The sequence below is a fragment of the Ensifer sp. genome (assembly GCF_031989085.1).
Taxonomy (GTDB): domain Bacteria; phylum Pseudomonadota; class Alphaproteobacteria; order Rhizobiales; family Rhizobiaceae; genus Ensifer.
The window spans coordinates 94,557-115,742 of the sequence record NZ_DALZXU010000012.1; the positions used below are offsets into that span (position 1 = coordinate 94,557).

21 protein-coding genes are annotated in these 21,186 nt (G+C 63.1%); 12 read left to right on the forward strand and 9 right to left on the reverse strand.

Annotated features, from left to right (window positions below):
* Positions 1-305: 305 nt before the first annotated feature.
* The 5 genes from RTP54_RS29085 (at position 306) to RTP54_RS29105 (ending at position 4,098) form a co-directional block, all read left to right on the forward strand.
* A complete protein-coding gene (locus tag RTP54_RS29085; RefSeq protein ID WP_312367426.1) occupies positions 306-1,916 on the forward strand; it encodes a phosphoenolpyruvate carboxykinase in 1,611 nt (536 codons plus the stop codon).
* Between the two features lie 115 nt (positions 1,917-2,031).
* Complete coding sequence (arfB, locus tag RTP54_RS29090) at positions 2,032-2,466, forward strand: alternative ribosome rescue aminoacyl-tRNA hydrolase ArfB (RefSeq protein WP_112810504.1); 435 nt, start codon at positions 2,032-2,034, stop codon at positions 2,464-2,466.
* Between the two features lie 93 nt (positions 2,467-2,559).
* Entirely contained in the window at positions 2,560-3,033 is a 474-nt protein-coding gene (gene lysM, locus RTP54_RS29095) for a peptidoglycan-binding protein LysM (protein WP_112810505.1), read from the forward strand.
* An 11-nt stretch (positions 3,034-3,044) separates the two neighbouring features.
* Complete coding sequence (locus RTP54_RS29100; protein ID WP_112818198.1) at positions 3,045-3,476, forward strand: hypothetical protein; 432 nt, start codon at positions 3,045-3,047, stop codon at positions 3,474-3,476.
* 10 nt (positions 3,477-3,486) lie between these two features.
* A complete protein-coding gene (locus tag RTP54_RS29105) occupies positions 3,487-4,098 on the forward strand; it encodes an alpha-ketoglutarate-dependent dioxygenase AlkB (protein ID WP_312367429.1) in 612 nt (203 codons plus the stop codon).
* An 80-nt stretch (positions 4,099-4,178) separates the two neighbouring features.
* Here RTP54_RS29105 and coaA read toward each other — a convergent pair whose 3' ends face one another.
* From coaA to hisB, 7 genes are read right to left on the reverse strand one after another with little or no spacing between them, the layout of a single operon-like run.
* Entirely contained in the window at positions 4,179-5,171 is a 993-nt protein-coding gene (coaA, locus tag RTP54_RS29110; RefSeq protein WP_112810508.1) for a type I pantothenate kinase, read from the reverse strand.
* Positions 5,168-5,491: a phosphoribosyl-ATP diphosphatase gene (locus RTP54_RS29115; RefSeq protein ID WP_112810509.1), complete on the reverse strand. Its 324-nt coding sequence runs from the start codon at positions 5,489-5,491 to the stop codon at positions 5,168-5,170. The genes coaA and RTP54_RS29115 overlap by 4 nt, the downstream gene beginning before the upstream one ends.
* Positions 5,492-5,508: 17 nt before the next feature.
* Positions 5,509-6,285, reverse strand: coding sequence for an imidazole glycerol phosphate synthase subunit HisF (gene hisF, locus RTP54_RS29120; protein WP_112810510.1), 777 nt, complete (start codon positions 6,283-6,285; stop codon positions 5,509-5,511).
* Positions 6,286-6,289: 4 nt separating this feature from the next.
* Positions 6,290-7,027: a 1-(5-phosphoribosyl)-5-[(5-phosphoribosylamino)methylideneamino]imidazole-4-carboxamide isomerase gene (hisA, locus tag RTP54_RS29125; protein WP_112810511.1), complete on the reverse strand. Its 738-nt coding sequence runs from the start codon at positions 7,025-7,027 to the stop codon at positions 6,290-6,292.
* Between the two features lie 31 nt (positions 7,028-7,058).
* Positions 7,059-7,709, reverse strand: a complete 651-nt coding sequence (gene hisH, locus RTP54_RS29130; protein ID WP_312367433.1) for an imidazole glycerol phosphate synthase subunit HisH — start codon at positions 7,707-7,709, stop codon at positions 7,059-7,061.
* Positions 7,709-8,179: a DUF2628 domain-containing protein gene (locus RTP54_RS29135; protein ID WP_312367435.1), complete on the reverse strand. Its 471-nt coding sequence runs from the start codon at positions 8,177-8,179 to the stop codon at positions 7,709-7,711. The genes hisH and RTP54_RS29135 overlap by 1 nt, the downstream gene beginning before the upstream one ends.
* A gap of 24 nt (positions 8,180-8,203) precedes the next feature.
* On the reverse strand, positions 8,204-8,812 hold the full coding sequence (gene hisB / locus RTP54_RS29140) for an imidazoleglycerol-phosphate dehydratase HisB (RefSeq protein ID WP_112810514.1): 609 nt from the start codon (positions 8,810-8,812) through the stop codon (positions 8,204-8,206).
* A 223-nt stretch (positions 8,813-9,035) separates the two neighbouring features.
* Here hisB and hslV point away from each other — a divergent pair, with 223 nt between their 5' ends.
* From hslV to RTP54_RS29165, 5 genes are all read left to right on the forward strand, one after another.
* Positions 9,036-9,593, forward strand: a complete 558-nt coding sequence (gene hslV, locus RTP54_RS29145; RefSeq protein ID WP_077505445.1) for an ATP-dependent protease subunit HslV — start codon at positions 9,036-9,038, stop codon at positions 9,591-9,593.
* Positions 9,583-10,104, forward strand: a complete 522-nt coding sequence (locus RTP54_RS29150) for a GNAT family N-acetyltransferase (protein WP_312367439.1) — start codon at positions 9,583-9,585, stop codon at positions 10,102-10,104. Before hslV ends, RTP54_RS29150 begins: the two co-directional genes overlap by 11 nt.
* Entirely contained in the window at positions 10,101-11,405 is a 1,305-nt protein-coding gene (gene hslU, locus RTP54_RS29155; RefSeq protein ID WP_112810516.1) for an ATP-dependent protease ATPase subunit HslU, read from the forward strand. The genes RTP54_RS29150 and hslU overlap by 4 nt, the downstream gene beginning before the upstream one ends.
* A gap of 196 nt (positions 11,406-11,601) precedes the next feature.
* The gene (locus tag RTP54_RS29160) at positions 11,602-12,546 is read left to right on the forward strand and encodes a DUF1402 family protein (RefSeq protein WP_409517230.1); all 945 of its coding nucleotides are present in this window, start codon (positions 11,602-11,604) and stop codon (positions 12,544-12,546) included.
* 73 nt (positions 12,547-12,619) lie between these two features.
* Complete coding sequence (locus RTP54_RS29165; RefSeq protein WP_312367442.1) at positions 12,620-14,014, forward strand: cytochrome P450; 1,395 nt, start codon at positions 12,620-12,622, stop codon at positions 14,012-14,014.
* On the opposite strand, the gene RTP54_RS29170 is transcribed toward RTP54_RS29165, so the two are convergent.
* Entirely contained in the window at positions 13,968-14,588 is a 621-nt protein-coding gene (locus tag RTP54_RS29170; RefSeq protein ID WP_312367443.1) for a hypothetical protein, read from the reverse strand. The two genes, RTP54_RS29165 and RTP54_RS29170, sit on opposite strands and share 47 nt — an antisense overlap.
* Positions 14,589-14,732: 144 nt before the next feature.
* Between RTP54_RS29170 and RTP54_RS29175 the strand changes: the two genes are divergently transcribed.
* Together RTP54_RS29175 and RTP54_RS29180 are read left to right on the forward strand one after the other, a co-directional pair.
* Positions 14,733-16,736 carry a hydantoinase/oxoprolinase family protein gene (locus RTP54_RS29175; RefSeq protein WP_312367462.1) on the forward strand — a complete coding sequence of 668 codons (2,004 nt, stop codon included), beginning with the start codon at positions 14,733-14,735 and terminating at the stop codon, positions 16,734-16,736.
* 115 nt (positions 16,737-16,851) lie between these two features.
* Entirely contained in the window at positions 16,852-19,023 is a 2,172-nt protein-coding gene (locus tag RTP54_RS29180; RefSeq protein WP_312367444.1) for a malate synthase G, read from the forward strand.
* Between the two features lie 156 nt (positions 19,024-19,179).
* Here RTP54_RS29180 and RTP54_RS29185 read toward each other — a convergent pair whose 3' ends face one another.
* Positions 19,180-21,117: a methyl-accepting chemotaxis protein gene (locus RTP54_RS29185; RefSeq protein WP_312367445.1), complete on the reverse strand. Its 1,938-nt coding sequence runs from the start codon at positions 21,115-21,117 to the stop codon at positions 19,180-19,182.
* Positions 21,118-21,186: the final 69 nt, after the last annotated feature.

Consider the following 21,186-nt stretch of genomic DNA (forward strand, 5'->3'; position numbering starts at 1 on the left):
CCGATCGCCGGTTTCGTCTTCGAATCCGCGGCAACCGCGAGTCACGGGTGCGTTACTTGAGTATAAAGGTGGAACAAATTGTGGCGAAGCCCAAAAAGCCCGCAAGCGTACACTCCGTTGCCTGAGGGCAGATAAGGCGCAGGGAACGCGGTTTCAACCGATTAAAAAAACGATAATTTTCTTTAAATCGATTAATATACTGAAATCATTATTCTTTTTTTGACGTCGCCTTGTTTTTGAGCGAGCATGCAAGTAATGTCCGGCCAAATTCAACGCCAATGGCCAAACACGAAGGAAGCTTGACCATGGAGCAACTCGGCACTCGCAACGCAGCGAACGGCTTGGAAAAACTCGGCTTTACGGATCTCGACGTGGTCCGCTACAACCTCGAAGCCGCAGACCTTTATGAAGAAGCCCTTCGCCGCGGCGAAGCTCAGTTGACCGCACATGGCGCGATCGTTGCCCGCACCGGCCAGCACACCGGCCGCTCGCCGAAGGACAAGTTCGTCGTTCGCGACGCTTCCACCGACGATCAGATCTGGTGGGACAACAACAAGCCGCTGTCGCCGGAACATTTCGCCATTCTGCGCCAGGATATGCTCGACCATGCCAAGGGCATGTCGCTCTATGTCCAGGACCTGGTCGGCGGTGCCGACAAGGACAATGCCCTGCCGACGCGTGTTGTCACCGAATATGCCTGGCATTCGCTGTTCATCCGCAACCTCTTGATCCGTCCGGACCTTGCGGCACTTCCTTCCTTCCTGCCGAAGCTGACGATCATCGACCTGCCGAGCTTCAAGGCTGATCCGGAGCGGCACGGTTGCCGCACCGAAACGGTCATCGCCTGCGATCTCACCAACGGCCTCATCCTCATCGCCGGCACGTCCTATGCCGGCGAGATGAAGAAGTCGGTGTTCACCGTTCTCAACTATCTTCTGCCGAAGAAGGGCGTCATGCCGATGCACTGCTCGGCCAATGTCGGCCCGGAAGGCGATACCGCCATCTTCTTCGGCCTGTCGGGCACCGGCAAGACCACGCTTTCGGCCGATCCCACCCGCACTCTGATCGGCGATGACGAGCATGGCTGGAGCGACGAGGGCGTCTTCAACTTCGAAGGCGGCTGCTACGCCAAGGCCATCCGTCTTTCGGAAGCCGCCGAGCCGGAAATTTTCGCCACGACCCGCCGCTTCGGCACCGTGATGGAAAACGTCGTTCTCGACGAACGCCGGGTTCCCGATTTCGACGACGGTTCGCTGACGGAAAACACCCGCTGCGCCTATCCGCTGGATTTCATCCCCAATGCCAGCGAAACGGGCACCGCGCCGCAGCCGCGCACGATCATCATGCTCACCGCCGATGCCTTCGGCGTGATGCCGCCGATCGCCAAGCTGACGCCGGAACAGGCGATGTACCACTTCCTGTCCGGCTACACCGCCAAGGTTGCCGGCACGGAGAAGGGCGTTACCGAGCCGGAAGCGACGTTCTCGACCTGCTTCGGCGCGCCGTTCATGCCGCGTCATCCGTCCGAATACGGCAACCTTTTGAAGGATCTGATCGCCAAGAACGGCGTCACCTGCTGGCTGGTCAGCACCGGCTGGACCGGTGGTGCCTATGGAACCGGCAACCGCATGCCGATCAAGGCGACACGCGCCTTGCTTGCTGCAGCGCTTGACGGCTCGCTGAACGCGGCCGAACTGCGCACCGACCCCAACTTCGGCTTCGCCGTACCGGTTTCGGTGCCGGGCGTCGACGACGGCATCCTCGATCCGCGCTCGACCTGGGCCGACGGCGATGCCTATGACGCCCAGGCGCGCCGCCTCGTCGACATGTTCATCGCCAACTTCGCCAAGTTCGAAGATCACGTCGATGGCAGCGTTCGCGATGCGGCTCCTGGAACGAAAATCGCCGCCGAGTAAACATTGCCGGCTATGATTCACGTGAAACCCGGCCCCTAGCGGCCGGGTTTTTCGTTTTCGTGGCGAATGTTTTCAAGAGGTTCGCGCTGTGCCATAGATCGGGGCGAGGTGAATCATGGCCAGCGACCCGCTTTACATTAACGACACGATCGTCATTGCCGGATGGGAATTGACGGAGCAATTCGTGCTGGCCGGCGGGCCGGGCGGGCAGAACGTCAACAAGGTGTCGACGGCGGTCCAGTTGTTTTTCAACGTCGTGGCATCTCCGGCGCTTTCCGAGCGTATCAAGGCCAACACGCTCAAGCTTGCCGGACGCCGCGTCTCGAAGGATGGCGTGCTGATGATCGAGGCCAGCCGGTTTCGCAGCCAGGAGCGCAACCGCGAGGATGCCCGCGAACGGCTGAAGGAGATGATCCTCAAGGCGGCCGAGCCGCCACCGCCGCCGCGCAGGAAGACCAAGCCGACGCGCGGATCGATCGAGCGCCGACTGAAGGAAAAGTCCGGCCGTGGCGAGACCAAGAAACTGCGCGGCCGCCCGAGCGGCGACTGATCTGCGGTTGCGAAATCTTTTCGCCCGTCTCTTGTCTTTTGCCGCCATGCGCCCTCTCTTATCCCCGAGCGCTTTTTGCAGAAGGAGGGATCCATGGGCCTTTTCAGTTTTATCAAGAACGCCGGCAAGAAGTTGGGCATCGGCGGTGACGACGATGCGCCGGACACCGAAAGCGTCCAGAAGGAGCTCGCCTCCCACGATCTCGGCACCAAGGATGTCCAGGTCGAAGTCGTCAATGACAAGGTGGTGCTGAAGGGTGTCGTCAAGGACCAGACGGCCTTCGAGAAGGCTGTCGTTGCCGTCGGCAATACGCTCGGCGTTTCCCAGGTCGAGGCCTCGGAGCTCAAGGTCGCCGATGCCGGCGCAGCGCCGGCAGCCGCGAAGGCTCCGGTCTTCTACACCGTGAAAAAGGGCGATAACCTCTGGAAGATCGCAGAAGCGCAGTACGGCAAGGGCAAGGGCGCCAAGCACACGGTGATCTTCGAGGCCAATAAGCCGATGCTGACCCATCCCGACAAGATCTATCCCGGCCAGGTGCTGCGTATTCCGGATCTCGATGCCGCGTGACGGCGTTGTCGATGCGGGTATTTTCAAGCGCCGTTCTGGTGATGGCAAGTCTGGGACTTGCCTCTTCCGGTGCGGCGCAAACCTTGCGTGAGCCGGCTAAGGGCAGTTCGGAGCGCGCAGCGATCCTCGATGCCTTGCGGCCCGCCGTCGAGGCGGAAATGCGCGGCTCGGTGGAGTTCGTCGTCACGACGATGCGGGCGACGCCAAACTGGGCCTTCGTCCAGGTCGAGCCGCAGCGGCCCGGCGGCGGCGCGATTGACCTCGCGCAGACCGGCTTTCGCGACGATGCGGACATGATGGACGGCTCGACGGTGTTCGCGCTCGTCAGCTTCCAGGGCGGCCGATGGAACCTCGTCGACCACGTCGTCGGCCCCACGGATGTTGCCTATGCCGGTTGGTCCGAGCGCTACGGCGTCCCGGCCAGATTACTCGGGCTGGAGTGAGGGTAACCTCATGCAGGTTCTCCCCAAGGGCATAAAACACATTCCGGGCTTTCTCGACCGCGCCCGGCAGGAAGCGATCGTGGAAGCCATCCGCGGCGTGGTTTCCGCGGCGCCGCTCTTCGTGCCGGAGATGCCGAAGACCGGCAAGCCGATGTCGGTGCGCATGACCAATTGCGGTGCGCTCGGCTGGGTGACCGATCGCGACAAGGGCTATCGCTATCAGCCGCAGCACCCCGCAACGGGACGGCCGTGGCCACCGATGCCCGACATTCTGCTTGAGATTTGGGATGCGGTTGCGGCCACCAACAAGCGGCCGGAAGCCTGCCTGGTGAATTTCTATTCCGCAGAGGCGCGCATGGGCCTGCACCAGGACCGGGACGAGCGCGATCTGGAAACGTCTGTCGTCTCGATTTCGCTTGGCGACAGCTGCCTGTTTCGGGTCGGCGGCAATCAGCGCGGCGGGCAGACCATGTCCTTCCGGCTCGAAAGCGGCGATATCGTCGTGCTCGGCGGCGAGGGACGCCTGGCCTTTCACGGCGTCGACCGGATCTATCCGGATACGTCGACATTGCTGAAGAATGGCGGCCGGCTCAATCTGACGCTGCGTCGGGTCAATCCCTGACACCTGTCAGGCGGAATGGCACTGCGTTTGGCGGAGCAGCGCTTTGCGATGCCACTGTCATACGCGCGGGCGAGGGCGCCCTAGAGCTTGCGCAGCGCCACCTTCTCGGTGAGGTGGTTGGGGCCCTTTTGCAGGATCAGGTCGGCGCGCGGCCGCGTCGGCAAGATGTTCTGGTGCAGGTTCTTCAGGTTGATGTTGTGCCAGAGCCCTTCGGCAATTGCTCGCGCCGCATCCTCGCTGATCGTCGCGTAGCGGTGGAAGTAGGATTCCGGGTTCTTGAAGGCCGTTTCCCTGAGCCGCATGAAGCGGTTGACGTACCAGCTGTGGATCAGGCTTTCCTCGGCGTCGATATAGATCGAGAAGTCGAAGAAGTCCGACACCATCGGCACAATCTTGCCATCGGCCGGCAGATTGCGTGACTGCAGGACGTTGATGCCCTCGAAGATCAGGATGTCCGGGCGGTCGATGACCGTGTACTGATCCGGCAGCACGTCATAGGTCATGTGCGAGTAGCTCGGCGCCCTGACATTCGGCTGGCCAGCCTTGATCGCCGACAGGAAGCGCAGCAGCGCGCCGACATCGTAGCTCTCCGGAAAGCCCTTGCGGTCCATCATGTTCTCGCGCTGGAGAACGGCGTTCGGATAGAGGAAGCCGTCGGTCGTCACGAGATCGACCTTCGGGCTCGAGGGCCAGCGCGACAGAAGCTGCGCGAGGATACGAGCCGTCGTCGACTTGCCGACCGCAACCGACCCGGCAATGCCGATCACGAAGGGCGTCTTTGTCTCGGACATGCTGAGGAAGCGCTTGCGCTGCTCGAACAGCATCTGCGACGATTCCACGTGGGTCGACAAGAGGCGCGACAGCGACAGATAGATCTGCCGGACTTCGCCCAGATCGACCGGGTCGTTCAGGGAGCGAAGCCGCTGGACTTCGTCCGCCGTCAGCGTCATCGGCGTGTCGGCGCGAAACCGCGACCATTCCTCAGCGGTGAAGAAATGATAGGGCGATGTGTCCCGCTTCTGTGGATCGTCGGGGAGGTCGGCCGCTTCGATGTCGTGCGCAGCTAGGGTCATGAATCCTGCCGATTAGCCTTTTCCTGCAGACCGGATTGGCTTGTCCGCCGTGCAAGTTCGTCGAGAACATCCTGCAACGGAATGTCTGCAATTTTCAATACGACCATCAGATGATAGATGAGATCGGCGCTTTCAGCGACGAGATTTTGGCGGTCGTTGCCGATCGCCGCGATCACGGTTTCGACCGCTTCCTCGCCCAGCTTCTTGGCCGCCTTCTGCTGGCCGTGTGCCACCAGCTTCGCCGTCCAGGATTCGTCCGGAGAGGCCTTGGCGCGTTCGGCGACGATGGTCTCGAGGTCGGAAAGGGAAAAATCACTCATAACGAAACCCTGAAAACTCAATCGAGACGCATGGCGATGCCATGTTCGGCCATATAGCGCTTGGTTTCGCCAATGCTATAGGTGCCGAAGTGGAAGATCGAGGCGGCCAGAACCGCCGTCGCATGGCCGTCACGGATGCCGGCGACCATGTGGTCGAGCGTGCCAACGCCGCCGGACGCGATAACGGGGGCGCGCACCGCATCGGCAACCGCCCGGGTGAGCGCGATGTCGTAGCCACTCTTGGTTCCGTCGCGGTCCATCGAGGTCAGGAGGATTTCGCCGGCGCCGAGATCGACGACGCGGCGGGCAAAATCGACCGCGTCGATCCCGGTGGTCTGGCGGCCGCCATGGGTGAAGATCTCCCAGCGGTTCTCTTCGCCGTCCTTCGAAACCTTCTTGGCATCGATCGCAACGACGATGCACTGGTTGCCGAACTTGTCGGCGGCTTCGGCGACGAAATCAGGGTTTTTCACCGCGGCCGTGTTGATCGAGACCTTGTCGGCGCCCGCGAGCAGCAGCTTGCGGATATCCGCCACCTGGCGAACGCCGCCGCCGACGGTGAGCGGCATGAAACATTGTTCGGCCGTGCGGGCGATGACGTCGAAAATCGTCTCGCGATTGTCGGAGGATGCGGTGATGTCGAGGAAGCAGAGCTCGTCGGCGCCGGCCGCGTCATAGGCGCGGGCGGCTTCCACCGGGTCGCCGGCGTCGATCAGGTCGACGAAGTTGACGCCCTTGACCACGCGGCCGTCCTTGACGTCGAGGCAGGGAATAACACGGGCTTTGAGGGTCATCGGCTCATGCCTTTCTCGTAGCGCGGATCAGCGCCAGGGCTTCCTGCGGGTCGATGCGGCCGTCATAGAGCGCGCGGCCGGAGATCGCGCCTTCGAGTTTGGCCGCATCCGGCGCGATCATGCGCCGGATATCGTCCATCGAGGCGAGGCCGCCGGACGCGATCACCGGGATGGATACGGCATCGGCGAGTTCGAGCGTCGACGGCCAGTTGATCCCAGTCAAGATGCCGTCGCGATCGATGTCGGTGTAGATGATCGCCGAGACGCCGGCGCCCTCGAACTTCTTGGCAAGCTCGATCACGCCGAGTTCCGAGGCTTCCGCCCAGCCCTCGACGGCAACCTTGCCGCCCTTGGCGTCGATGCCGACCGCGACCTTGCCCGGAAATTTCCGGCACGCCTCGATCACCAGTGCGGGATCACGGACCGCGACGGTGCCGAGGATTACGCGCGCAAGCCCGCGCGACAGCCAGTTCTCGATGTGATCGAGCGTGCGGATGCCGCCGCCGAGCTGCACCGGGTTTTTGGTCGACTTCAGGATCGCGTCGACAGCGGCACCGTTGACGGTCTCGCCGGCAAAGGCGCCGTTGAGATCGACCACGTGCAGCCACTCGAAACCCTGCTCCTCGAAGGCGCGCGCCTGGGCGCCGGGATCCGGGTTGTAGACCGTCGCCTGCTCCATGTCGCCGAGCTTCAGGCGCACGCATTGCCCGTCTTTCAGGTCGATAGCGGGAAAAAGGATCATGTATCTGTCCGATCAGAGATCGCCGTTGCCGTTACGGCTTCCAGCGCAGGAAATTCGAGATGAGGGTAAGGCCGAGCGCCTGGCTCTTTTCCGGATGGAACTGCGAGCCGGCCGTGTTGCCATTGGCGACGAAGGCGGTGACTGCACCGCCATAGTCCGCCTCGGCGACGACATCGCCGGCATTTTCCGCGGCCAGATGGTAGGAGTGCACGAAATAGGCGTGCAGGCCGTCCTCGCCGGTGCGGATGCCGTCAAACAGTGGATGTGCGCGGTTTAGCCTGAGTGTATTCCAGCCGATCTGGGGGATCTTCAGCGACGGATCGACCGGCTTCATCTCGACGACATCGCCGGGGATCCAGCCGAAGCCATGGGTCGTGGTCTTTTCGAGCCCGCGCGACGACATCAGCTGCATGCCAACGCAGATGCCGAGAAAGGGACGACCGGCCGCTTCGACGACTTCGGTCAGCGCCTGCTCCATGCCATCGACCGCGGCAAGGCCGCGGCGACAATCGGCGTAGGCGCCGACGCCCGGCAGCACGACGCGATCGGCGGTCGCCACCCGTTCGGGCCTGTCGGTCAGGTCGATCTCGGCGTCGATGCCGGCTTCCCGCGCCGCGCGTTCGAAGGCCTTCGTTGCCGAGCGCAGGTTGCCCGATCCATAATCGATAATGGCGACGCGCATCAGCGTTCTCCGTAGGGTTCAAAAAGCCCAAGGCCTGGGCCGGAATTTGTCGCCGTCTGCCTCGGCCAGTCGACAACCGGCCGGACAACGGCCGTCCGGTCGGTTGAGGGCACGTTCGCGAAATAGATTTCCTCGGCAGTCTCGAGATCACGCGCCGGCACGATGGCGTGCAGCGTCCAGTCGCGGGCAATGAGCCGGCGAACGATGAACATGGGGCCTTCGAGTGCAACCAAAAGGGCAAGCGCCAGATGCAAAAGAAGCGCCGGTAGCAGGCCGCCTGACATCGTCGACGCAGAGATTAACAGGATTTGCAAAACAGCAACTGCGATTCCGAAGAGCCACCTACGTCTGGCAAGAAGCCAGAGCGCAGGGAACAGAAAGGCGCCCCAGGAAAAGCTGTCAGCGACAAAGCGTGCCCGTTCGTCGTCGGCGCGGCCGCCCGGCGGGGTCAGGATCATGTAAGAGGCCATGGTGATCAGCCAGATAATGACCGCTCAGGCAAGCGTACCCTTGGTCGAGGGGACGCGGCCGGCCTGGCGCGGATCGATTTCGGTTGCCGTGCGAAGAACGCGGGCGACGGACTTGAAGCAGGTCTCGGCGATATGATGGTTATTGGCGCCGTAGATGTTCTGGATGTGCAACGTGATGCCGGCGTTCTGGGCGAGCGCCTGGAAGAATTCGCGCACCAGTTCGGTATCGAAGGTGCCGATCTTCGGAGAGGTGAAGGCGACGTTCCAGACGAGGAACGGGCGGCCGGACACGTCGACTGCCGCGCGCGTCATCGTTTCGTCCATGGCAAGGTCGAGCGAGGCGTAGCGGGTAATGCCGCGCCGGTCGCCAAGCGCCTTGGCAATGGCCTGGCCGATGGCGATGCCCGTGTCTTCGACCGTGTGGTGATCGTCGACGTGAAGGTCGCCGTCGGTCTTGATCTCCATGTCGATCAGCGAATGTCGGGAAAGCTGGTCCAGCATATGGTCGAAGAAGCCGACACCCGTCGCGATCTTCGAGGTTCCGGTTCCATCGATGTTGACGGATACGGACACGGCCGTTTCATTCGTCTTTCGCGAAACTTGGGCGGTGCGGCTGGACGTGGCTTCTGCCATCAGGCTCTCCTCAATGCGCTGGAGCCGCTCCTTATCAGGGGAGAGCGAAAATATCCAGAACCGCGGCGGAGATTCGGCGGATTCGACGATGGGCCTGATTTACCGCCAACTGCATGGCCCACCGGGATTTGCAATCGCGCAAGAGGCACTTACATAGGCTTCAAGCAACCAGGCTCGTTCGAGCCCCCAACGCCCCTGGTTCTGGGGCCGACAGGTATCTTCAATGAGTGAACATAATCCCTACGGAACGATGCACGCGACGACCATCATCACGGTGCGCAAGGACGGCAAGGTGGTAATGGCCGGCGACGGCCAGGTCAGCCTTGGCCAGACGGTGATGAAGAGCAATGCCCGCAAGGTGAGGCGTCTCGCCAAGGGCGACGTCATTGCCGGCTTTGCCGGCGCGACGGCCGATGCTTTCACGCTTCTGGAGCGGCTCGAAGCCAAGCTCGAGCAGTACCCCGATCAGCTGATGCGCGCAGCCGTGGAGCTCGCCAAGGACTGGCGCACCAACAAGTATCTGCGCAATCTCGAGGCGATGATGCTGGTCGCCGACAAGTCGATCACGCTGGCGATCACCGGCAACGGTGACGTGCTGGAGCCGGAACATGGAACGATCGCCATCGGCTCGGGCGGCAACTATGCCTTTGCCGCGGCCCGCGCCCTGATGGACAGCGACAAGTCGGCCGAGGAAGTCGCCCGCCGGGCGCTCGAAATTGCCGGCGACATCTGCGTCTATACCAACCACAATATCGTGGTGGAGACGCTGGATGCCCAATGATCAGGCCCATGTCAGCTTCGAACGGGTGGCCGATGGCCACCTGCCGATGCTGCGTGCCTGGTTGAGCGAGCCGCATGTGCGGCAATGGTGGGGTGATCCGGACAAGGAAGTCGCGTTGATCCGCGATGGCTGCGCCACGGGCGAGGTGGATGGCTTTATCTTCCACGTGGCCGGCGAGCCGGCGGGCTACATCCAGTCCTGGACACCATCGGACTATGACGAAGAGCCATGGGCGAAGGATCTGCCCGGCGACGTCCCCGGCGTCGATATCTTCATCGGCCCGCCGGAGATGACCGGCAAGGGTGTCGCGACGCTGGCGCTCAGGGCCTTTGCGGACACGCTTTTTTCCGCTGGCGCGCCGCGGATCGTGATCGACCCCGATGCCGGCAACAGACGGGCCGTCCGGGCCTATGCGAAAGCGGGCTTCGTGCCCTTTGGCGAATGGATAGATGCATCCGGCCGCACGCTCTTGATGGAGCTGACGCGGACCGAGTTTGAGAGGACTAGATGAGTACTTTTTCTCCCCGGGAAATCGTGTCGGAACTCGACCGTTTCATCATCGGCCAGAACGACGCCAAGCGTGCGGTCGCTATCGCGCTGCGCAACCGCTGGCGGCGTCAGCAGCTCGGCGACGAACTGCGCGACGAGGTCATGCCGAAGAACATCCTGATGATCGGGCCGACAGGTGTCGGCAAGACGGAAATCTCCCGCCGGCTGGCCAAGCTCGCCGGCGCCCCCTTCGTCAAGGTCGAGGCGACCAAGTTCACCGAAGTCGGCTATGTCGGTCGCGACGTCGAGCAGATCATCCGTGACCTGGTCGAGGTCGGCATTGGGCTGGTGCGCGAAAAGCGCCGGGCCGAGGTCAAGGCCAAGGCGCATCAGAATGCCGAAGAGCGCGTGCTCGACGCGCTGGTTGGCGCAACGGCCTCGCCGGCCACGCGCGACAGTTTCCGCAAGAAGCTGCGCGCCAATGAGCTCGACGACAAGGAGATCGAGGTCGACGTCGCCGAGACCGGCGCGCCGGGCGGCTTCGAAATTCCCGGCATGCCGGGCGCCAATATTGGCGTGCTCAACCTGTCGGAAATGTTCGGCAAGGCAATGGGCGCGCGCACCAAGAAGGTCAAGACCACGGTCAAGGCTTCCTATGACGTGCTCGTCAACGACGAGTCCGACAAGCTGCTCGACAATGAGCAGATCCAGCGCGAGGCGGTGAGGGCGGTCGAGGACGACGGCATCGTCTTCCTCGACGAGATCGACAAGATCGCGTCGCGCGAAGGCGGCATGGGTGCCGGCGTGTCGCGCGAAGGCGTGCAGCGGGACCTGTTGCCGCTGGTTGAAGGCACGACGGTTGCGACGAAGTATGGCCCGGTCAAGACCGACCACATTCTCTTCATCGCCTCGGGCGCGTTCCACGTGTCGAAGCCATCGGATCTTCTGCCCGAGCTTCAGGGTCGCCTGCCGATCCGCGTCGAGCTGCGCGCACTGACCAAGGAAGACTTCCGCCGCATCCTGACGGAGACCGAGGCGAGCCTCATCCGCCAGTACAAGGCGCTGCTCGAAACCGAGGAGGTGAAGCTCGATTTCACCGACGATGCGATCGATGCGCTTGCCGATGTTGCCGTGCAGCTCAACTCCAGCGTCGAGAACATCGGCGCCCGGCGCCTGCAGACGGTGATGGAGCGGGTGCTGGACGAGATCTCGTTCACTGCGCCCGACAGTGCCGGCCAGGCCGTCACGATCGATGCCGAGTATGTGCGCAAGCATGTCGGCGATCTCGCCGCCAATACGGATCTGTCGCGCTACATTCTTTGACGTGCGGACGGGGCTTCAGCTCCTCGCCGCCAAGCAACGCCGAAGAAGAAAGGCGCCTGTCTCTCGACAGGCGCCTTCATTTTTTCTAACACGGTCGGGCAATCGATTGTGGCGGGAGGCATTATTCCGACATGATCTTGTCGTAGGAGCCGCGCCGCCGGATAGGCGTCTCCACCGTTCACAGGAAGAAGAGATCGTGCGATTTACCGCCTGCATGCTCGCTATTGCCACGTTTTGCCTGACTGCAGGACAGACCGTGGCGGCCAATGTTGTTCCGCCGGGCAACCGGAATGTCGAACAACCCGGCATCCCGGGCGCATCCGTCCGCCGCACCAAGGCCGGCCGCACCTCTTTCGACGCCAAATTCGAAAAGGTCCGCGACCTGCTTGCCAATGACAAGCAACTGATGAGCAAGATCAAGTCGACGTCGCGCGCCTATGGCATTGCGCCGATCCACATGATCGGTGCAATCGTCGGCGAGCACACCTATAATGTCGACGCCTATGACCGGCTGCAGTCCTATTACGTGAAGGCCGCCGCCTATGCCGGCAACAGTTTCCAGTTCGGCTATGACGGCGAGACCGTGGCCGAGTTCGTCGCCCGTCCGCAATTTGCCGACTGCACCGGCAAGAAGAGTTCCTATTCGCTCTGGAGCTGCCGCGAACAGGTCTGGGACAGTGAGTTCCGCGGCAGGTCCGTCGGCGGCAAGTCTTTCCCGAACAATCGCTTCAGCGCCGTCTTCTTCCAGCCGTTCTTTGCCGGCCAGACCTTCGGACTTGGCCAGATCAATCCGCTGACCGCCCTGATGCTGACCGACATTGTCGCCAAGACCTCGGGCTACGAGCGTCTCGACGAGACCAACGCCGCCGGCGTCTATGAGGCGATCATGGATCCGGACGTGTCGCTCGCCTATATGGCCGCCTCGATCCGCCATTCGATCGATGTCTACAAGTCGATCGCCGGCGTCGACATTTCCGGCAATCCGGGCGTCACCGCCACGCTCTACAACATCGGCAATCCCGATCGTCGCGCCGCAGCCCTTGCCGCGCGTAACCAGGGCGGTGAGACCCAGTGGCCGGAGGAAAATTATTACGGCTGGCTGGTCAACGACAAGCTTGCGGAACTCGAAGGCCTGTTGTGATTCACGTGAAGCACTTTCCTTGATTGCGCCGTAAAAACCTGAAATCCTGGCGTAATCGAGAAAGGCAATCACCATGGACATGCGTCCGGAGCCGTTCGAACCGCCGGCTCCCACACCTCGGGTCGGCCTGCCGTCCTACCTGAAAATCATCACCACCGTTCTGCGCAATCCGCTCGAACTGTGGGGCGAGCCGTCCTACACCTTGCCCTGGATCGAGACCAAGTTCATCAATCAGCGCACGCTGATCGTCAACGACCCCGGCCTCATCCGCTACATCCTCGTCGACAATGTCAGCAATTACGAGATGTCGCAGGTTCGCCGGCTTATCCTCAGGCCCATACTGCGTGACGGCTTGCTGACGGCTGAAGGCGAGGTATGGAAACGGTCGCGCAAGGCGATGGCGCCCGTGTTTACGCCGCGCCACGCCAAGGGCTTTGCGGGCCAGATGCTGGCAACGACCGAGGCATTTATCGAGCGCTATGCGCCCGCCGCTGAGGCACCGTTTACCAGCAATGTTGCCGTCGACATGACGGAGTTGACGTTCGACATTCTCGCCGAGACGCTGTTTTCCGGCGAGATTGCCGTCGAGAAGGAAGGCTTTGTCCAGAGCGTCGAGGAGCTGCTGCATCGCATGGGCCGCGTCGATCCGCTGGATATGTTGCTGGCGCCGGAATGGATGCCGCGGCTGACCCGCATCGGCGGCAAGAAGGTGCTGGACCGCTTCCGGGCGATCGTTTCAGAGACGATGGCACTGCGGCGGCGCAAGATTGCGGCCGATCCTGCGGCGGCGCCGAACGATTTCCTCACCCTGCTTCTGGAAATCGAGGGCAACCAGGGTCTTTCGACCGCCGAGATCGAGGACAACATTCTCACCTTCATCGGGGCGGGCCACGAGACGACGGCCCGGGCGCTCGCCTGGACGCTCTATTGCGTCGCCAATACGCCGGCCTTCCGTGAAAAGATGGAGGCGGAAATCGATGCGGTGATGGCCAGTGGCGCCGAACCGGTCGAATGGTTGACCCTGATGCCGCATGTGCTGGCAGCTTTCGAGGAGGCGATGCGGCTCTATCCGCCGGCGCCGTCGATCAATCGCGCCGCCATCGAGGAAGACGAATGGACGTCGCCGAGCGGCGAGCGCGTCCGAATCCCCAAGGGCATCGCCGTCCTGGTGATGCCGTGGACCTTGCACCGCCACGTGCTCTATTGGGATCGGCCGCGCGCCTTCATGCCCGAGCGTTTCCTGCCGGAAAGCCGCGAGAAGCTGCATCGGTTCCAGTATCTGCCCTTCGGCGCCGGACCGCGTGTCTGCATCGGCGCGACCTTCGCGCTGCAGGAGGCTGTCATCGCCCTTGCCGTGCTGATGCACCGGTTCCGTTTCGACATGACCGACGAGACCAGGCCCTGGCCGGTGCAGCGGCTGACTACTCAACCGCGGGGCGGCTTGCCGATGCGGGTTTCGGCTCGCTGAACGTCTTGCCGGGCGTGGGCGATTGCACGCTGCGCACCGGCGAATCCGCCGGCATCGGCTGCGGCAGCACTTTCGATGGCTTCTTGATCGTCTTGATCGCGGCGCAGGTCGCGTCCCCGACATTGTCGCACGGCTTGTAGACGACGATCTCGCTGCCGGCGCCATCGTCCCAGACCGCCTGGATGGTCAGTGTCTTCGCTTCGTTGGCGGCAAGCGAGATGTAGACATATTCAGCGGTTTCGTCGGCGGGCAGGTTGAAGGGGATCTGCGGATTGCATTTGGCGAGCGGAAAGCGCTTGTCGAGCGCGTCGGAATTGATCGAGTAGCGAATTTCCGATAGCCGGCAATGCATCGTCTGCAATGCGGTAAAGTAGATCAGCTGCCGGTCGTCGTAGTTGCGAAACTGGATCCAGCCGGTCTGCTTGTTGGCGTCGAGCATCGCCTTGTAGATCGCCACATCGGGGAGCTGCGGCTTGTACTCTTCTTCCTCGGCGTCCTGTGCGCCGCCTGGCCGGGCAAAGAGCAATGCTGCGGCCCAGATGCCGGCGACGGCGAAACCCTTTGAAAATCCCATGCCGCTCTCCCGTTTTCGCCGTGTCGCAGGGATGACCGTGAATGTCCTCGACGCGATGGCCTTCTCTCACAATATGTCATATCACCGGATCGATCCCCAATGAACCCGGGGCTGCCCCCGGCCGAAACACTGGACTGGCTCGAATTGACGTCCCATCTTCTTCTCGGCATCGACACCGGCGGAACCTATACCGACGCTGTTCTCTTCTCGGAAACGGCGGGCGTGGTCGCCAAGGCAAAGTCGCTGACCACCCGTCATGACCTCGCCGTCGGCATCTCCGGCGCCGTCGAACAGGTTTTGCAGAAGGCGGCGGTGCCGGCTTCCGCCATCAGCCTTGTGTCGCTCTCGACGACGCTTGCCACCAACGCGCTGGTCGAGGGCCAGGGCGGCCGTGCCGGCCTTGTCATGATCGGCTTCGGCCCCGAGGACCTGAAACGCGACGGCCTGCAGGATGCACTGGGCACAGACCCGGTAATCTTTCTTCCTGGCGGCCACAACGTTCATGGCGGCGAAACGCCGCTCGACATGACGGCGCTCGACGAAGCCCTGCCGATCCTCGCTGAGCAGGTGTCCTCCTTTGCGATTGCCGGATACTTCGCCGTGCGCAATCCCGCCCATGAGCAGCGGGTGCGCGACCGGATCCGCGAAGTCTCGCATCTGCCGGTCACGTGCAGCCACGAACTCTCCTCCAAGCTCGGCGGTCCGCGTCGGGCGCTGACGACGCTTTTGAATGCCCGGCTGGTCTCGATGATCGACCGGTTGATCGGCGCCTGCGAGGGCTTCCTGAAATCGCGCGGTATCGACGTGCCCATGATGGTGGTGCGCGGCGACGGCGCCCTGATCTCGGCCGAGGAGGCGAGGCTCCGGCCGATCGAGACCATTCTCTCGGGCCCAGCCGCAAGCCTCGTCGGCGCGCGCCATCTCACCGGCCTCGACAATGCTGTCGTCTCGGATATCGGCGGTACCACGACCGACGTCGCGGTGCTCGACCGCGGCCGGCCGCGGCTCGACGCCGAAGGTGCCGTCGTCGGCGGCTTCCGCACCATGGTCGAGGCGGTGGCGATGCGCACCTATGGCCTTGGTGGCGATTCGGAGGTTCGCATCAATGATCGCGGGTTGAAGGCGAAGATCGATCTTGGCCCAAGGCGGCTGATGCCGCTCAGTCTGGCAGCCGCACTTCATGGCGATGCGGTGCTCGCCGTTCTGGAAAAGCAGATGCGCGCGCAGCATATCGGCCGGCACAACGGCCGGCTCGCCGTCCGCACCGGCCTGCCCGATCATCTGGCAAGCGGCCTGCAGCCACAGGAGCAGGCGCTCTACGAGCGCATTGGCGCTTCGCCGATCTCGCTTGAAAACCTTCTGACGTCGACGCCGCAACGGGCAACGCTGGACCGGCTGGTAGCGCGCGGCCTGGTGCATATTTGCGGGCTGACGCCCTCCGACGCCATGCATGTGCTCGGCCGGCAGTCGCAATGGAGCGCTGATGCTGCGCGTCTCGGCATCGAGCTTGCAGCGCGGACCCGCGACGGCTCCGGCCAGCCGATTGCCCCCTCTGCCGAGGCGATGGCCCAGATGATCGTCGACCGCGTCACGCGGCAATCGTCGGAAGTCATCCTGCAGGCCTGTCTCGGCGAAGACGGGGCTGGCGCCATCGACCCGGCCGTTTCGCAGGCGGTCGATCGGGCGCTGAAGCGCGCGCCGGGCATCGTGCGGTTTTCGCTCGGCCTCGATCGCCCGCTTGTCGGTCTGGGGGCTTCGGCTCCGGTCTATTATCCCGCTATTGCCGACATGCTCGGCACGGACGCGTCGATCCCCGATGAGGCCGACGTCGCCAATGCGGTCGGGGCGGTCGTCGGCCAGGTCCGGGCGTCCGTCACAGTGTTCGTCACGACGCCGGAAGAAGGTATCTTCATCGTCAACGGGGCAGGGACAAGCGAACGTTTCCTCGATCAGGACCGGGCCTTCTCAGCCGCCCGCCGTCGCGCCGAGACGATGGCGCTCGAGGCCGCCCGCACCAACGGCGCCGACGAGCCGGTCTCGATGCTGCGCGAGGAAATCGATGCGCCCGAAGTCGAAGGAAGCCCAAAGCTGATTGAGGCGCGCTTCATCGCCCAGGCGAGCGGCCGGCCCCGCATCGCGCATGGATGATCTTTTCCATTTTGGAAACAATTCTTCGCATCCTTGCTGAATTGACAGGGAATGAATTGATGAGAAACTGCCGGCCTTTCACGCGCGCGAGTGGCCTGTTTCAAGGAGTAAGATGATGGACCGCATTGAGAAGTTTGGATTGAAGATCGATGCAGGTCTGCATGACTTTCTGGTGAACGAGGCGATGCCCGGAACCGGCGTCGATGCCGAGCGGTTTTTCGCCGAGCTGTCGAAGATCGTCCATGACCTCGCACCGAAGAACCGCGCCTTGCTTGCCAAGCGCGACGACCTGCAGGCCAAGATCGACGCCTGGTATCGCGACAATGGCGCCCCGAACGATCTTGAAGCCTACCAGGGTTTCCTGAAGGAGATCGGCTATCTGCTGCCGGAAGGCCCGGCGTTTGCCGTTTCGACCGACAATGTCGATCCGGAGATCGCGACGATCGCCGGCCCGCAGCTCGTCGTTCCCGTCATGAACGCCCGCTATGCCCTCAACGCTGCCAATGCGCGCTGGGGCTCGCTCTATGATGCGCTCTACGGCACCGACGCCATTTCCGACGAGGACGGCGCGGAAAAGGGGCGGGGCTACAATCCCAAGCGCGGCGCCAAGGTTATCGCCTGGGCGCGCGATTTCCTCGATGCGAGCGCGCCGCTGGAAAGCGGCAGCTGGAAGGATGTCGCATCGCTGACAGTCGCTTCGGGCAGCCTCTCGGTTGCGCTTTCGAGCGGCGCCAGGACCACGCTTCGTAGTCCTGCTCAGTTTGCCGGCTATTCCGGCGCGCCGGACGCGCCGTCGCAGGTCGTTCTCCGGCACAACAATCTGCATGCCGTCGTCGTGCTCGATGCGACGACGCCGATCGGCAAGGACGATCCCGCCCACATCTCGGACGTCATTCTCGAATCGGCGATCACCACGATCATGGATTGCGAAGATTCCGTCGCCGCCGTCGATGCGCAAGACAAGGTCGTCGTCTACCGCAACTGGCTCGGCCTGATGAAGGGCGATCTCGAGGAAGAGGTCGTCAAGGGCGGCAAGAGCTTCACCCGTCGCCTCAATGCCGATCGCGTTTACACGGCGCCGGGTGGCGGCACGCTATCGCTGCCGGGCCGCTCGTTGATGCTGGTGCGCAATGTCGGCCACCTCATGACGAATCCGGCTATTCTTGATCGCGACGGCGCGGAAGTGCCCGAAGGCATCATGGATGCGATGGCAACCGCGCTGATCGCGCTGCACGACATCGGTGAGGGCGGCCGCCGCATGAACTCCCGCGAAGGGTCCATGTATGTCGTCAAGCCGAAGATGCACGGCCCGGAAGAGGTCGCTTTCGCCTGCGAGATCTTCTCGCGCGTCGAGGCAGCGCTCGGCATGCCAGCCAACACCATGAAGGTGGGCATCATGGACGAGGAGCGTCGCACGACGGTCAACCTCAAGGAGTGCATTCGCGCCGCCCGCGAACGCGTCGTCTTCATCAACACCGGCTTCCTCGATCGCACCGGCGACGAGATCCACACCTCGATGGAAGCAGGCCCGATGATCCGCAAGGGCGACATGAAGCAGGCCGCCTGGATCGCCGCTTACGAAAACTGGAATGTCGACATCGGTCTGGAATGCGGCCTTTCCGGGCACGCGCAGATCGGCAAGGGCATGTGGGCCATGCCCGACCTGATGGCAGCGATGCTGGAGCAGAAGATCGCTCACCCGAAGGCCGGCGCCAACACCGCCTGGGTACCGTCGCCGACCGCCGCCACCCTGCATGCCACCCACTATCACCGGGTCAACGTCGCCGACGTCCAGGCCGGCCTCAAGAGCCGGTCGCGTGCCAAGCTCAGCGATATCCTGTCGGTGCCGGTCGCCAGCCGTCCCAACTGGACGCCGGAGGAGATCCAGCGCGAGCTCGACAACAACGCACAAGGCATTCTCGGCTATGTCGTTCGCTGGGTCGACCAGGGCGTCGGATGCTCCAAGGTGCCCGACATCAATAATGTCGGCCTGATGGAAGACCGCGCGACGCTGCGCATCTCGGCGCAGCACATGGCCAACTGGCTGCACCACGGCGTGGTCAGTGAAGCGCAGGTCGTCGAAACGATGAAGCGCATGGCCGCCGTCGTCGATGGTCAGAACGCAGACGATCCGCAGTATGTCGCCATGGCCGGCAATTTTGACGGTTCTATCGCGTTCCAGGCGGCGCTCGAGCTGGTCCTCAAGGGCCGCGAGCAGCCGAACGGTTACACCGAACCGGTCCTGCACCGTCGCCGTCGCGAGCTGAAGGCCGAGCTGGCCGCCTGATCAGGCTGCCGATCGCCTTGACCGCGATCTGACCTTCCCGCAACCGCTGTTGCGGGAGGGTAAAACGCAACGGCAGGGCGCTTACGCCACTTGCCCGAGCTCTTCGCGCTCATGCCGCCGAAATCGCAAGCAAACTTGCTCTGAAAACGCGCGCGACTAGAACTCGGCCCAACCGTCGATGGACAGGGCGGCGTTGCCCCGTGCCTGCGGCATGGCCGGTGGTCGAACGGCTGGGCGAGGGCTGTTGTTCACATGCTGGTTAGAAATCACGGCGCGCGGCGCGGTTCTCCGTGCCGCCGGTTGCGCCGACGCGCCGGTCTCGCCGGAAAGCTGGAACCTGTCGATCAGGGCGCGAAGGTTGCTGCCCTCCTGGGCAAGCGTCGCTGATGCGGCGTTCGCCTCCTCGACCATGGCGGCGTTGCGCTGCGTCACCTGGTCCATCTGGTTGACGGCGGTGTTGACCTCGGCCAGCCCGACGGATTGTTCGCGGGCCGACGTGGCGATGGCCGCCATATGCTCGTTGATGGTGATGACATGCGCCTCGATCGTCTTCAGCGCCTCGCCGGTATCGCGCACCAGCCGCACGCCGCTTTCGACTTCCGAACTGGAGCTGCGAATCAGTTCCTTGATTTCCTTGGCAGCCTTTGCCGAGCGCTGTGCCAGCTCGCGCACTTCCTGCGCCACGACGGCAAAACCCTTGCCCGCATCACCTGCTCTTGCCGCCTCGACGCCGGCGTTCAGGGCGAGGAGATTGGTCTGGAAGGCGATTTCGTCGATCACGCCGATGATGCTGGAGATCTGGCTCGACGATTCCTCGATCCGCCGCATCGCGTCGACGGCATTGGCCACGACCACGGCCGATTGTGCAGCGCTGGTCTTGGCTTCACCGGCCACGTCGCGGGCTTCCTCCGTTCGGCGCGAGGAATTGCTGACATTGGCGGTGATCTGGTCGAGAGCGGCCGCCGTCTCCTCGAGTGATGCTGCCTGCTGTTCGGTGCGCTTCGACAGGTCGTCCGCGCTCTGGCTGATTTCCCTCGTGCCGAGGCCGATGTTTCCGGCGCTGTCGGCAACGGCGAGCATCGCATCGTTGAGCTGCGCAGCGGTCTTGTTGAGGTCGTGACGCAGTTGTTCGAATTCGGCCGAGAAGGGTTCGTCGAGCCGCACTGCGAGATCGCCGTCGGCAAGCCGCTGCAAGCCGGTCGCCAGGCCTGATGTGGCCTGAATAAGCCGTTGCTGTGCGGCGCGCTCCGCCTCGGCCTGCATGCGGACGCGTTCGGATTCGCCATTGCGGCGGCTCTCCTCGGCTTCAGCCTGCAGGCGCAGGTTGGACCGGGCCGCTTGCCGGAACGACTGGATGGCGCGCGCCATCTCTGCGATCTCGTCCTTGCCGGCGATGTCTGATCCGTCATCGTCGAGATGGCCGTCGATCAGCCGGCGCATCGCAGCGATCTGGCGGCTGAGCGGGCCGATCACCCCGCGAGAGACGACGAGGAAGGTTGCGCCGGCCAGCACCAGCACCAGCACGATGATGCCTACGCTGAGCACGCGCACCGTCTCGAATTTGCTGTGCTGCTCCTGGAACACCCGATCCGACAAGTGGACCTGAAGGTCGGAAATTTCAGAAATGCTCTCGGTCAGGGGATCGATGGTTTCGTAGAGTGCCGTGCGAACGAAGCTGTCGAGTGCCGCGGAATCGCGTGCCGAAAGGATCTTCGTCAGCGTCGCGATCGAATCAATCGCCACCACCATCTGCTGCTTGGCGCCTTCGACAAGCTTATGCTCTTCCGGCGTCATCGCGGTTGCGACATAGGCGTCCCAGTTGGCGGTGATCACCTGGCGCGCGTCGTTGACGGAAGCAAGGCCGGTTTCCATCGTCGCATTGCCGTTTCGCACCTTGTGCGCCGCATCGACGATCGAGACGGCAAAGGCATCGGAGGTCGCCTTCAGGTTCTTCAGCGGCACGATCCGATCGGCGTAGACCGCATCCATCGTCGCGCTGTTTTCTGCCAGCGCATGCTGGTTGTAGACGGCGATGCCGACCGCGATGAGTGACAACAGTGCAATCGCACTCAGGAGCTTGGTCTTGATCAGCATGGCGGTCCCTTTGGCTTGGTATTTCGCCGCCACCATTTGGGTTAATTAGATAACCATCACTTAATAACC